Consider the following 12,222-nt stretch of genomic DNA (forward strand, 5'->3'; position numbering starts at 1 on the left):
ACGCACCGCCGCCGGTACCCTCTCTGCGTTCTGGCAGTGCGTGCCACTTTGTGACGACGGGGAGCGGAGGGGTCATGGCGGGTGACGGCGGCACGGTGGTCCGACGGCGGCTGCGCTGGCTGCTACCGGCGCTGGGCATCATCGCGTTTCTGCTGGTCGGAGGGGGGTTGGGCAGCTTCGCCGGCAAGGTCGGCGAGGTACAGCGCAACGACAGTGCCGAGTACCTTCCGGCCAGCGCCGAGTCGACCCGGGTGCAGGACCTGGTCAAGCGGTTCGCCGGCGGCGACAGCATGCCGGCGGTGATCGTGTACAGCCGTCCCGGCGGTCTGACCCCCGCAGACCAGCAGAAGATCGCCGGCGACCTGCGGGCGATCAACGACCGGCTCGGCGCCAAGCTGGTCGCGCCGCCGATCGGGCCGGTCCCGTCCGCCGACCGGCAGGCAGCCCAGATCATTGTGCAGTTCGCCGGCTCGGACCCGCAGAAGCTCAAGACCGACATCAACTGGATCCGCGCACGCGCCGGCGACACCCCTGGGCTTCGCGGCCACGTCGGCGGACCGGGCGGCATCATGGCCGACCTGATGAAGGTGTTCGACGCCATCAACGGGATGCTGCTGGTCACGACCGCCGGCATCGTGCTGTTCATCCTCGTCGTCGTGTACCGCAGCCCGATCCTGCCGATCGTGGTCCTCGGCGTGGCGGGCGTGGCCCTGGGCATGGCCAACGGGCTGGTGTACCTGCTCGCCAAGAATGACATTCTGACCGTATCGGGACAGACACAGGCGATCCTGGACGTGCTCGTGGTCGGCGCCGGCACCGACTACGCGCTGCTGATGGTCTCCCGGTTCCGCGAGGAGCTGCGCCGGCACGAGTCGCGCTACGACGCGATCCGCACCGCCTGGCGCGCGTCGGTCGAGCCGATCGTGGCGAGCGCCGCCACGGTCATCCTGGGCCTGCTCTGCCTGCTGGTGTCGGACCTGAAGTCCAACCAGGGGATGGGGCCGGTGGCCGCGATCGGCATCGCCTGCGCCCTGGTCTGCATGCTGTTCCTGCTGCCGGCCGTCCTGGCGCTGTGCGGGCGGGTCGCGTTCTGGCCGTTCCGGCCGCGGTTCGGCTCCCACCCGGCCGAGGAGCACGGCATCTGGGCCCGGGTCGCCCGGGTGGTCGGCGCCCGGCCGCGGATGGTGTGGATCGCCACCGCGCTGGTCCTCGGCCTGTTCGCCACCGGCCTGTTCCGGCTGGAGGCCAGCGGCATCCCGCAGACCGAGCAGTTCGTGGGCAACCCGGACTCCAAGGTCGCGCAGGCCGACATCGGCCGGCACTTCCCGGCCGGCGCCGGCAGCCCCGCGATCGTGGTGGCGAAGGCGGACGCGCTGAACGCCGTGGTGAAAGCCGCCCAGGGCGTACCGGGGGTGGCCGAGGTGACGCCGTTCACACCGGTACCGCCGCCCGGCGCCACCCCGCCGATCGCCACGCCCCTGCCCAAGATCATCGACGGGCTGGTCCGGGTCGACGTGACCCTGGCCGTACCGGCCGACTCGGAGAAGGCCGACGACGTGATCCGGGACCTCCGCGCGGCGGTCCACGCGCTGCCCGGCGCCGAGGCGAAGGTCGGCGGGTACACCGCCCTCAACCTGGACGTGCAGACGACCGCGCAGCGCGACCGCAAACTGGTCATCCCGCTGGTCCTCGCGGTGGTCTTCGTCGTGCTGATGCTGCTGCTGCGCGCGGTCGTCGCGCCGCTGCTGCTGGTGGTGACCGTGGTCGCGTCGTTCTTCGCCACCCTGGGCGTCTGCGGCGTCGTCTTCCGCGACCTGCTCGGCTTCGCCGGGGCGGACTCGTCGTTCCCGCTGTTCGCGTTCGTGTTCCTGGTCGCGCTCGGAGTGGACTACAACATCTTCCTGATGACCCGGGTACGCGAGGAGGCCGGCCGGCGCGGCCACCGCCCCGGTACCCTCGCCGGCCTGTCCGTCACCGGCGGCGTGATCACCTCGGCCGGGGTGGTCCTCGCGGCGACGTTCGCGGCCCTGTCGGTGCTGCCGCTGGTGTTCGTCGCGCAGTTGGCGTTCGCGGTGGCGTTCGGGGTCCTGCTCGACACCCTGGTCGTGCGGTCGCTGCTGGTACCGGCGCTCACCGTCGACGTCGGCCGGCCGGTGTGGTGGCCGGGCCGGCTGTGGCGGCGGCCGGACCCCGACCGCGCCGAGCGGCGCGAACCGGAGCTCGTGGGCTGAGCGCCCGAGGGACCCGTGGGCTGAGCCCCGGAGGGGTCAGCCCACGAGCTGCGAAAGGAGGGTCTCAGCCGACCCGCCACAGGTAGACGTCGTCGACGTGGGTCGGCTGGCCGTACAGCTCGGTCGCCAGCTTCAGGACCAGGCCGTGGTTGCGCCACCACCGGTTGCCCCGGCCGCCGTGGTCGGGCATCACCAGCACGCTGCCGCCCCAGTACCGCAGGTCCTTGCGCGCCTCCTCCTGCATCACCGGGGTGACGGCCAGCGGCCGCTCGCCCGCCAGCGCCGCCCGCGAGAAGGTGGTCTGGGTCCAGCGCGGCACCGGGCCGATGCGCCCGCGGCCGGTCACGTCCGGACCGAGGAAGAACCCGGCCGGGATCCGGAACGTCGCGCCGTCGCCGCTGGACAGCGCCGCCGCCTGCCAGCGCTGGCCGTCGGGGAGCCAGTCCGACGGCAGCGGTACCGGGATCAGGGTCTCGCCCGGCTTGACGTACCCGCGCCAGGCACCGGAGCTGAAGAAGTGCGGCACCGGCGTGCGCTCCATGGTCAGCAGCGGCACCGGCACGATCGGTAGCAGCCCGACCGCCACGCCCGCCGCGACCAGCCGGGGGTACCGGAGCCGGGGCAGCTCGTCGAGGAACAGGGCGAGCAGCACGCCGGCCAGCGCCGCCACGATCAGCGCCAGCCGGCCGGGCAGCGCCGAGTCGAACAGGGGAGCGTGCCGCAGCAGCGCGTACGGCAGCAGGTAGTCGGTGCGCTGGCCGTCGAACCGCAGCCGGGGCCCGAGCGAGAGCAGCGCGAACACCAGCGTGCTGGCGACGACGGCCCGCGCCAGCCGTCGGCGGGCGAGGTCGCCGACGCGCACGGTCAGCGCCCCGGCGGCGATCAGGAGCAGCAGCGCGGGCAGGCCGAAGAAGCTGTTCTCCTCGGTCGAGTTGGGCGCCAGCCGGTTGTCGAGCCCGACCACGCCGGCCAGCGACCGGCGCGGGAACGCACCGTACGCGAGCAGGTCCTCGCTGTGCTGGACCTGGTCGAACCCGGTGCCGTGGTAACTCTGCGGACCGAGGAACATCATCCACAGCGGGTACGCCAGCAGCGCGCCCGCGGTCACCGCGGTAGCGCCCAGCCCCTTGGCGAACGCCACCAGGTTGGCGCGCGGCTCCCGGTGGCCGGCCAGCACCCAGCAGCCGAGGAGCACCCCGGTGGCCAGGGCGGTGAAGAACAGCGTCTCGCCGCCGAGGGAGTACTGCACGGCGACCAGTACGCCGAGGATCAGCCCGTTGCGCAGGCTCCGACCGGGGTGGCGGAGTTGGAGGACCCGCCACACGATCAGCGGCACCAGGTACCCGGAGGCGAAGTTCACGTGCCCGTTGGCGTGCGAGACCAGCCCCGGGGCGAAGCCGCAGAACGCCGCCCCGACGATCGCCGCCGCCCGGCTGTGCACCACGTGCCGTGACAGCAGCAGGTACCAGGCCACCGGGGTGGCGGCGATCCCGAACGTCAGCGCGAGCGTGACCGACACCGACGGGCCCAGCAGCAGCGTCACCGGAGCGAGTACCCAGCCCACGACGCTGACCGCCGTGTTGACGGCGAGGTTCGCCCCCAGGGGTGCGTTGAGCACCGGGGTGAAGAACGGGTTGTGGCCGTGGCGCAGCGCGTTCGCGGCGTAGGACAGCATCCACTCGAAGAGGGCCTGGTCGCTGGCGTTGACGACCAGCGCCCGGTGGTGGGGGCCGACCCACAGGCCGCTGGTGAGCCACCCGGCGCCGACCACCGCCAGCACCACCATGAGCAGGTCTGCGCGGCGACTGCGCCGCCGGTCATCGGCTGGCCGGGGCGCTGTCCCGGCCCGGGTGCCGCGGTCGACCGTACCGGCACTGTCTCGCTGCGTCACTGACACTCGGGGGAGGGTATCAATGCGCTCGTCGGGAGATCCGTCGCGCCTGTCAGTCACCATGGTTGACCGCCCAGCGCAACGCCGAGGTCACATCCTGGTACCGGAAATCGAAGCCGGCCGCGGTCAGCACGCCGGGAAGGGCCCGCTGGCTGGCGAGTGCCTCGGTGGCGAACTCACCGAGGGCCACCCGCAGCGCCGGGCGGGGTACCGGCAGCAGGGTGGGCCGGTGCAACTGCCGGCCCAGGGCGCGGGTGAACGCCGCGTTGGTGACCGGATTCGGGCCGGTCAGGTTGACCGGCCCGGCGACGTCGTGCTCCAGCAGGAACCGTACCGCCGCCAGCCAGTCCGGCAGCGCGATCCACGGCAGGTACTGGTCGCCGCTGCCCAGCGTGCCGCCGATGCCCAGCCGGAAGACGAACATCAGCGGCTTGAGGAAACCCTCGTCGCGGTCGAGCGGGAAGCCGGTGCGCAGGTGTGCCACCCGCACCCCCGCCGCCTGCGCCGGTGCGGTGGCCGCTTCCCAGTCGCGGCACAGGTCGGCGAGGAACCCGGTTCCGGCCGGGGACTGCTCGTCGACCGGCCGGTCGGCGGTGTCGCCGTAGTACCCGACGGCCGAGGAGTTGAGCAGGATCTTCGGCGGGGCGTCGGCCTCCGCCATCGCGCGCGCGAGCGTGGCCGTCGTGTCGATGCGGCTGTCCCGCAGTTGCCGCTTGTACTCCGCGGTCCAGCGCCTGCCGCCGACGTTCGCGCCGGCCAGATTGATCACCGCGTCGGTCTCGGCGATCACGCCGGGGTCGACCCGTCCACGGTCGGGCTCCCAGCGGCTCTCGGCGGCCGTCCGTGCCTGCCGGCGGACCAGCGTCCGGACCTCATGTCTGTCCGCGGTGAGGGCGCGGGCCAGTCGGGTGCCGAGAAAGCCGGAGGAGCCGGCGATGAGGATCCGCATGCCGTCACCCTTTCGGTGTGGGGAAGGTCCACAGATACGGAGAGTCCGGGTCACCGTAGGTGCCCGGACTCTCCGTGATCATGCTGGTGTCAGGCCAGGCCGAGCTCCGACTCGAAGTGGCCGGCCTCGAGCCGCTCCTTGATCGTGCCCAGGAACCGCGCCGCGTCGGCGCCGTCGACCTGCCGGTGATCGTAGGAGAGCGCGAGGTACACCATCGACCGCGGCACGATGATCTCGCCCAGCTCCGGGTCGTCCACGACCACGGCCCGCTTTACCACCGAGCCGGTACCGAGGATGCCGACCTGCGGCTGGTTGATGATCGGAGTGTCGAACAGCGCGCCCCGACTGCCGGTGTTGGTCAGCGTGAACGTGCCGGCCGAGATGTCGTCCGGAGTGAGCTTGTTGGTGCGGGCGCGCTCGGCCAGGTCGGCGATGCGCTTGGCCAGCCCGGCCAGGTTGAGGTCGCCGGCGTTGTGGATCACCGGCACCATCAGGCCCTTGTCGGTGTCCACCGCGATGCCCAGGTGCTCGCCGTCGTGGTAGGTGACGGTGTTCGCCTCCAGGTCGATCGAGGCGTTGACGTTGGGGTGTACCCGCAGCGCCTCGACGGTGGCGAGGGCGAAGAACGGCAGGAACGACAGCTTCACGCCGTGCATCTGCTGGAACTGCGCCTTCGCCTGGTCGCGCAGCCGGGCGATGCGGGTGACGTCGACCTCGACGACCGTGGTGAGCTGGGCCGAGATCTGCAGCGACTCGACCATCCGCTTGGCCGTGATCGCCCGGATCCGAGTCAGCTTCTCGGTGCGTCCCCGCAGCGGGCTCGGGGCCGGCTTGGCCGGCGCCTGCGCCGGGGCGGCCGTAGCGGCCGGCCGGGCCTGCTGCTGCGCGGCCTGGGCCGCGGCCCGCTGGCGCTCGGCGGCGTCGAGGACGTCCTGCTTGCGGATCCGGCCACCGACCCCGGTGCCGGCCAGCTTCGACAGGTCGACACCGTGCTCGCTGGCGAGGCGGCGGACCAGCGGGGTGACGTACCCGCCGAAGTCCTCGACCGCCTGCGCGGCGCTGGACGGCTGGGCGGCGCCGTTACCGGCGGCCGGCCGGGCGGTCCCGGCCGACGCACCCGCCGCGGCGGCCGGCTGCGGCTGGGCCGGTGCGGCCTGCTGGGCGGGGGCCGGTGCGGCCTGCTGGGCGGGGGCCGGTGCGGCCTGCGGTGCGGGGGCCGGTGCGGCCTGCTGGGCGGGTGCGGCCGGGGCGGCCTGCTGGGCGGGTGCGGCCGGAGCGCCGCCACCGGCGGTCCCGATCACGGCGAGCTCGGCACCGACGGCGGCCGTCTCGTCCTCGGGCACCTTGATCTCGAGCAGGGTCCCGCTCACCGGCGACGGGATCTCCGTGTCGACCTTGTCGGTGGAGACCTCCAGCAGCGGCTCGTCGGCCTCGACGGTGTCGCCCACCGACTTCAGCCAGCGGGTGACAGTACCCTCGGTGACGCTCTCGCCGAGGGCCGGCATGGTCACCGGCGTACCGGTACCGCCGCCGGAACCGTTCGGCGACTGCCCGCCACCGGCCTGCGGCTGGCTCGCCGCAACCTGCTCGGCGTCGGGGGTCGCCGCCTCCGGCTCGGCCTCCTCCGCCGGCGTGGCGGACGGCTGCACCCCGGCCTGCCCGTCGGCGGACGCGGCCGGCGCGCCGCCGTCGACCGACTCGCCGTCCCCCGCGATGATCGCGAGTTCGCTGCCGACCTCGGCGGTCTCGTCCTCGCCGACCACGATCCGGGCGAGAACACCGGCCGCGGGGGCGGGGATCTCGGTGTCCACCTTGTCGGTGGACACCTCGAGCAGGGGCTCGTCGGCCTCGACCCGGTCACCCTCCTGCTTCAACCAGCGGGTGATGGTGCCCTCGGTGACACTCTCGCCGAGCCGCGGCATGGTGACCGATACCGGCATTTCACAGACTCCTTGTATGTAGCTGGTGTCGCCAGCTTTTCATGTCGTCAACTACTACTGGGTGGTAAGGGTTCTTGATCACCCGTGGACGTGCAGCGGCTTGCCGGCGAGCGCCAGGTGCGCCTCGCCGAGCGCCTCGCTCTGGCTCGGGTGCGAGTGGATGAGCTGGGCGACCTCTGCGGGGAACGCCTCCCAGTTGTAGATCAGCTGCGCCTCGCCGATCAGCTCGCTGACCCGGCTGCCGACCAGGTGCAGGCCCACGACCGGCCCCTCGGGGGCGCGGACGAGCTTGACGAAGCCCGAGGTCTTGAGGATCTGGCTCTTGCCGTTGCCGGCCAGGTCGTAGGTGAACGTCTCGACCTTGTCGCCGTACTTCTCGCGCGCCTTGGCCTCGGTCAGGCCCATCGACGCGACCTCGGGCTCGGTGTAGGTCACCCGGGGGATGCCGCTCTCGTCGATGACCGCCGGGTTCTGGCCGGCGATCTCCTCGGCGACGAAGATGCCCTGCTGGAAGCCCCGGTGGGCGAGCTGGAGGCCCGGGACGATGTCGCCCACGGCGTACACGTTCGGCAGGTTGGTACGCAGGCGCTCATCGGTGAGCACAAAGCCGCGCTCCATCTTGAGGCCCTGCTCCTCGTACCCGATGTTGGCCGTGACCGGCCCGCGCCCGACGGCGACCAGCAGCAGCTCGGCCTCGAGCGTCTCGCCGCCGGAGATGGTGACCTTGACACCGGCGTCGGTGCGCTCGACCTTCTCGAACGGCTTGCCGACCTTGAAGGCGATGCCGCGCTTGCGGAAGGCGCGTTCCAGCGCCTTCGAGCTCTGCTCGTCCTCGGCGGCAACCAGCCGGGGGAGCGCCTCGACGATCGTCACGTCGACGCCGAACGACTTCCACGCGCTGGCGAACTCGCAGCCGATCACGCCGCCGCCCAGGATCACGGCGGACGCGGGCACGTGGTCGAGGGTCAGCGCGTGCTCGGAGGTGATGACCCGCTCGCCGTCGACCTCCAGGCCCGGCAGGGACTTCGAGTACGAGCCGGTGGCGAGCACGATGTTGCGGCCGGTGTACCGCTGGCCGTCGACCTCGACGGCGTTCGGGGCGACCAGGCGGCCCGCGCCCTCGACATAGGTGATCTTGCGGGACTTGATCAGCCCCTGCAGGCCCTTGTAGAGCCGGGTGATCACGCCGTCCTTGTAGGAGTTGACGGCCTTCATGTCGATGCCGTTGAACGTCGCCTGCACGCCGAACTGCTCGGCCTCGCGGGCGGCGTCGGCCACCTCGCCGGCGTGCAGCAGCGCCTTGGTGGGGATGCAGCCGCGGTGCAGGCAGGTTCCGCCGACCTTGTCCTTCTCGATCAGCACGACGGACAGGCCGAGCTCTGCGGCGCGCAGCGCGGTGGCGTAACCGCCGCTGCCGCCCCCGAGGATTACTACGTCGTAACCGGCGTTCGGGTCGCTCACGTGTTTCTCCCTGGCGGTGCACGGCCGGTCACGGCGGCCGGCGCTATTCACAATCCTCGGACATCTTGTCACTGTGTGAAGGCAATCGGGAAACGAGGTGCCCTACGACACGCTCTCCGGGCGTACCCTTTGCGCACGCGCAAGCCGGCCGGAGGCGGCGGCGAACGGGGAGGAGGACCGTCGGTGGCATTGTTTCGCCGACGCCGGAAGGCGGCGGTCGCCCGCGGTAACCGGGCTGCCAGCCGGGAGGATCTGGAGCACCTGGAGCAGTTCGTGCGCAGTCGACGCGGTGTCGAGGCGCTGATCGAGCCGCGCACGACGGTCACCGAGACGACCGTCATCCTCATCGCGCACGACGGTGAATGGACCCGCCGGCGCATCGGCAGCCCGGACGAGGCCCGCCGCTGGGCCCATCGGCTCGGGATCCCGGTCTACGACGTGGCACTGGTCGGGTACCCGCAGCGGATGCGCGACTACAACGCCCGGCGCAAGCGCGCCGAAGCCTGAGGCCGGCGCCTGGATCGTCGCAATGTCGGGGACGTTGTGGTCTCGGGGCACCCCGCAGACCACAACGTCCCCGACATTGTGTGGATCACAAGGGTCAGCCGTTCGCGGCGACGTCCTCGATCAGCGCGGTCAGCGTGCGTACCGGAACCCCGGTGCCGCCCTTGGTCCAGTACCCGAACGGCTCGCCGGAGTGGTAGGCCGGTCCGGCGATGTCGACGTGCGCCCACGGCAGGTCGGCGGGTACGAACTCGGACAGGAACACGCCGCCCTGGAGCATGTGGCCGGCCCGGTCCATCCCGGCGTTGACCTGGGAGATGTCGGCCACCTCGGACTCCATGCCCTTGCGGACGTCGTCGGGCAGCGGCATCGGCCAGCCCGGCTCGCCGACCGAGTCGCCGATCTCCTTGAGGCGCGCCAGGAAGGTCGTGTCGCCCATCAGCCCGGCGACCCGCTTGCCCAGGGCCACGACCTGTCCACCGGTGAGCGTCGACGTCTCGACCAGATAGTCGGGGCCGTCCTCCCCGGCCCGCACGATCGCGTCGGCGAGCACCATCCGGCCCTCGGCGTCGGTGTTGAGCACCTCGACGTGCTTGCCGCCGTACATGCGCACCACGTCGCCGGGGCGGTAGGCCGAGCCGGAGACCATGTTCTCGGCCAGCGGCACGTACGCGGTGACGGCGACCGCCGGCCGCAGCGCGGCGACGGCGAGCATCGTGGCGGCGACCGCGGCCGCGCCGGCCATGTCGGACTTCATCTCCCACATGCCCTGCGCCGGCTTGATCGACACGCCGCCGCTGTCGAACGTGATGCCCTTGCCCACCAGGGCCACGTGCCGGGCCGGCGCGCCGCCGTCCGGCCGGTACGCCAGCCGGACCAGCCGCGGCGGGGCCGCCGAGCCCTGGCCGACCGCGAGGATGCCGCCGTACCCGGCCTCGGCCAGGGCCTTCTCGTCGAGGACCTCGACCTCCAGGCCCGCCTGCGTGGCGGCCTCGGCGATCGCGTCGGCGAACGCCGGCGGGCGGAGCTCGTTGGGGGCGGTGTTGACCCAGTCGCGGACCCGGCGGACCGCCGAGGTCACCGCGAGTGCCCGGTCGGCCTCGGCCTTCATCGCCGCGTCGGCGGCGTCGGGCACGTGCACGCGCACCTCGGACACCGGGTCGCGCCGCCCCGGGGCCGGCTTCGTCTTGTACGCGGCGAACCGGTACCCGCCCAGCAGCGCGCCCTCGGCGATCGCCCGCAGTGCCCGGGCCGCGTCGGCGCCACCCGGGTCGTCCGACAGCGGCAGGCTGAGCGCGACGGCGGACGAACCGGCCAGGGCCCGTACCGCGGAGCCGGCGGCCCGGCGCAGGTTCTCCGACGCGGGCGCCGCGCCGGTCGGCTCCGGCCCGAGGCCGACGGCCACGACCAGCGGCGCCGTAACCGTGCCCAGGCTGGCCAGCTTGGTGACCTCGCCGGTGGCGCCGGTCGCGCCGAGCAGGGCGAGCGTTTCGGTGAGCCGGCCGTCGAACGCCGCCGCGATGCTCTCGGCGCCGGATGCGAGCAGGAGTGGTGCCTGGCCGGTTTCCGGCTCGGCGACACTGTGCACGCCGATGACGATCGCGTCGACGCGCAGCTCCGCAGGGTCGGTGTCCACCAGGTTGAGCGAGGTCACAGGTTCTCCGTCCACAGGAAGTGAGCGTGTCCGCCGCTCACATCGGCTGTTCCGGCAGATGGTAGGCGATGATCATCGACGGTGGAGGCGAACCCCCGGTCGCGACGCGATAGGTTGCCAGCCATGACCGAAGCAGCGTTGCTCCGACCCGTGCTGTACCCACGACACGCCGAGCTAGGCGCCAAGTTCGCCGCTTTCGGCGGTTGGGAAATGCCGCTCGAGTACGCCGGTGGTGGCGTGCTCAAGGAACACACCGCCGTCCGCGAGGCCGTCGGCGTGTTCGACGTCTCCCACCTCGGCAAGGCGACGGTACGCGGGCCGGGCGCGGCGGACTTCGTCAACGCGTGCCTGACGGGCGACCTGGGCCGGATCGGGCCCGGCCGGGCGCAGTACACGCTGTGCTGTGACGACACGGGCGGAGTGGTCGACGACCTGATCGTCTACCTCAACGCCGCCGACGACGTCTTCCTGGTACCGAACGCCGCGAACACCGCCGAGGTTGTCCGCCGGCTGGCCGCCGCGGCGCCGGACGGGATCCAGGTGGAGAACCGGCACGCCGACTTCGCCGTCCTCGCGGTGCAGGGGCCCCGGTCGGCCGAGGTGCTGGCCGCGCTTGCCCTGCCGACCGACCACGCGTACATGAGCTTCGCCGTCGCCGACGACGTCATCGTGTGCCGGACCGGGTACACCGGCGAGCACGGGTACGAGCTGGTCGCGCCGGTCGCGCGCGCCACCGCGCTGTGGGACTCGATCATGGCGGCCGGCGCGGAGCACGGCATCCGCGCCTGCGGCCTGGCCGCCCGCGACACCCTGCGCACCGAGATGGGGTACCCGCTGCACGGCCAGGACCTCTCGCCGGAGATCACGCCGGTGCAGGCCCGGGCCGGCTGGGCGGTCGGCTGGTCCAAGCCGGCGTTCTGGGGTCGCGACGCGCTGCTGGCCGAGAAGGCGGCCGGCCCGCGCCGGACGCTGTGGGGCCTGGAATCCCTCGATCGGGGGATCCCGCGCCCGCACATGACGGTGCTCAGCGGCGACACCCCGGTGGGGGAGATCACCAGCGGTACCTTCTCGCCCACCCGGCGGATCGGCATCGCCCTCGCCCTGCTCGACACCGCCGCCGGGCTCACCGAGGGCAGCGAGGTCGCCGTCGACGTGCGGGGCCGGCGCTCACGCATGAAGGTGGTCAAGCCGCCGTTCGTCCGCCCCGGCGTGAAGTAGCCGTGGCCGACTACGCCGACGCCCGCCGGATCGCCCTGGCGCTGCCCGAGGTCGAGGAGGTCGAGGTGCCCGAGTGGGGTCACCCGACCCTTCGGGTACGGGGCAAGATGTTCGCCTCCGGCGCGCCGGACTCACCGGCGATGTCGGTGAAGGCGAGCAAGGAGGAGCAGGCGGAGCTGGTCGGATCCCGGCCGGAGGTCTTCTCGGTGGCTGCCTACGTCGGCCGGTACGGCTGGGTCCGGGTCCAGCTTCCCGGCATCGACGTCGAGGAGCTGGCGGAGTTGCTGGTCGAGGCGTGGCGGCGCACCGCGCCCCGGCGGCTGGTCACCGCCTACGACAGCGCCGGGCGCTGAGCTGGTGCCGGCGCCGTCGTG

At 72.6% G+C, this 12,222-nt stretch carries 9 protein-coding genes; 4 read left to right on the forward strand and 5 right to left on the reverse strand.

All coding sequences use genetic code 11. From position 1 onward, the window contains the following. Positions 1 to 74: 74 nt before the first annotated feature. Positions 75 to 2,231, forward strand: a complete 2,157-nt coding sequence (locus ACNTMW_RS11790) for an MMPL family transporter (protein WP_426633504.1) — start codon at positions 75 to 77, stop codon at positions 2,229 to 2,231. Positions 2,232 to 2,295: 64 nt separating this feature from the next. Here ACNTMW_RS11790 and ACNTMW_RS11795 read toward each other — a convergent pair whose 3' ends face one another. The 4 genes from ACNTMW_RS11795 to lpdA all read right to left on the reverse strand — a co-directional run bounded on the left by ACNTMW_RS11795 (position 2,296) and on the right by lpdA (position 8,472). Next, positions 2,296 to 4,017 (reverse strand): DUF2079 domain-containing protein, encoded by a 1,722-nt coding sequence (locus tag ACNTMW_RS11795; protein ID WP_426633722.1) that lies wholly within the window; start codon positions 4,015 to 4,017, stop codon positions 2,296 to 2,298. Between the two features lie 157 nt (positions 4,018 to 4,174). After that, positions 4,175 to 5,071, reverse strand: a complete 897-nt coding sequence (locus tag ACNTMW_RS11800; protein ID WP_426633505.1) for a TIGR01777 family oxidoreductase — start codon at positions 5,069 to 5,071, stop codon at positions 4,175 to 4,177. Between the two features lie 89 nt (positions 5,072 to 5,160). Then, positions 5,161 to 7,011, reverse strand: coding sequence for a 2-oxoglutarate dehydrogenase, E2 component, dihydrolipoamide succinyltransferase (gene sucB, locus ACNTMW_RS11805; protein ID WP_426633506.1), 1,851 nt, complete (start codon positions 7,009 to 7,011; stop codon positions 5,161 to 5,163). A gap of 78 nt (positions 7,012 to 7,089) precedes the next feature. Continuing rightward, complete coding sequence (gene lpdA / locus ACNTMW_RS11810) at positions 7,090 to 8,472, reverse strand: dihydrolipoyl dehydrogenase (protein ID WP_426633507.1); 1,383 nt, start codon at positions 8,470 to 8,472, stop codon at positions 7,090 to 7,092. A gap of 183 nt (positions 8,473 to 8,655) precedes the next feature. Here lpdA and ACNTMW_RS11815 point away from each other — a divergent pair, with 183 nt between their 5' ends. After that, positions 8,656 to 8,979 carry a hypothetical protein gene (locus ACNTMW_RS11815; RefSeq protein ID WP_426633508.1) on the forward strand — a complete coding sequence of 108 codons (324 nt, stop codon included), beginning with the start codon at positions 8,656 to 8,658 and terminating at the stop codon, positions 8,977 to 8,979. Between the two features lie 94 nt (positions 8,980 to 9,073). Here the strand turns inward: ACNTMW_RS11815 and ACNTMW_RS11820 are convergent, their stop codons facing one another. Continuing rightward, on the reverse strand, positions 9,074 to 10,645 hold the full coding sequence (locus tag ACNTMW_RS11820) for a leucyl aminopeptidase (protein ID WP_426633509.1): 1,572 nt from the start codon (positions 10,643 to 10,645) through the stop codon (positions 9,074 to 9,076). Positions 10,646 to 10,753: 108 nt separating this feature from the next. On the opposite strand from ACNTMW_RS11820, the gene gcvT reads away from it, so the two are divergent. Beyond that, a complete protein-coding gene (gene gcvT, locus ACNTMW_RS11825) occupies positions 10,754 to 11,848 on the forward strand; it encodes a glycine cleavage system aminomethyltransferase GcvT (protein ID WP_426633510.1) in 1,095 nt (364 codons plus the stop codon). Positions 11,849 to 11,850: 2 nt separating this feature from the next. After that, positions 11,851 to 12,201, forward strand: a complete 351-nt coding sequence (locus tag ACNTMW_RS11830; RefSeq protein WP_426633511.1) for an MmcQ/YjbR family DNA-binding protein — start codon at positions 11,851 to 11,853, stop codon at positions 12,199 to 12,201. Positions 12,202 to 12,222: the final 21 nt, after the last annotated feature.

Origin of the sequence: Planosporangium spinosum, assembly GCF_049999945.1 — a bacterium.
Taxonomy (GTDB): Bacteria; Actinomycetota; Actinomycetes; order Mycobacteriales; family Micromonosporaceae; genus Planosporangium; species Planosporangium spinosum.

What these genes read in the sequence shown, in the direction of transcription:
- ACNTMW_RS11790 (WP_426633504.1), top strand. Translation starts at nt 75, where the DNA reads ATGGCGGGTGACGGCGGCACGGTGGTCCGACGGCGGCTGCGCTGGCTG.
- ACNTMW_RS11795 (WP_426633722.1), bottom strand. Translation starts at nt 4,017, where the DNA reads ATGGTGGTGCTGGCGGTGGTCGGCGCCGGGTGGCTCACCAGCGGCCTG.
- ACNTMW_RS11800 (WP_426633505.1), bottom strand. Translation starts at nt 5,071, where the DNA reads ATGCGGATCCTCATCGCCGGCTCCTCCGGCTTTCTCGGCACCCGACTG.
- sucB (WP_426633506.1), bottom strand. Translation starts at nt 7,011, where the DNA reads ATGCCGGTATCGGTCACCATGCCGCGGCTCGGCGAGAGTGTCACCGAG.
- gcvT (WP_426633510.1), top strand. Translation starts at nt 10,754, where the DNA reads ATGACCGAAGCAGCGTTGCTCCGACCCGTGCTGTACCCACGACACGCC.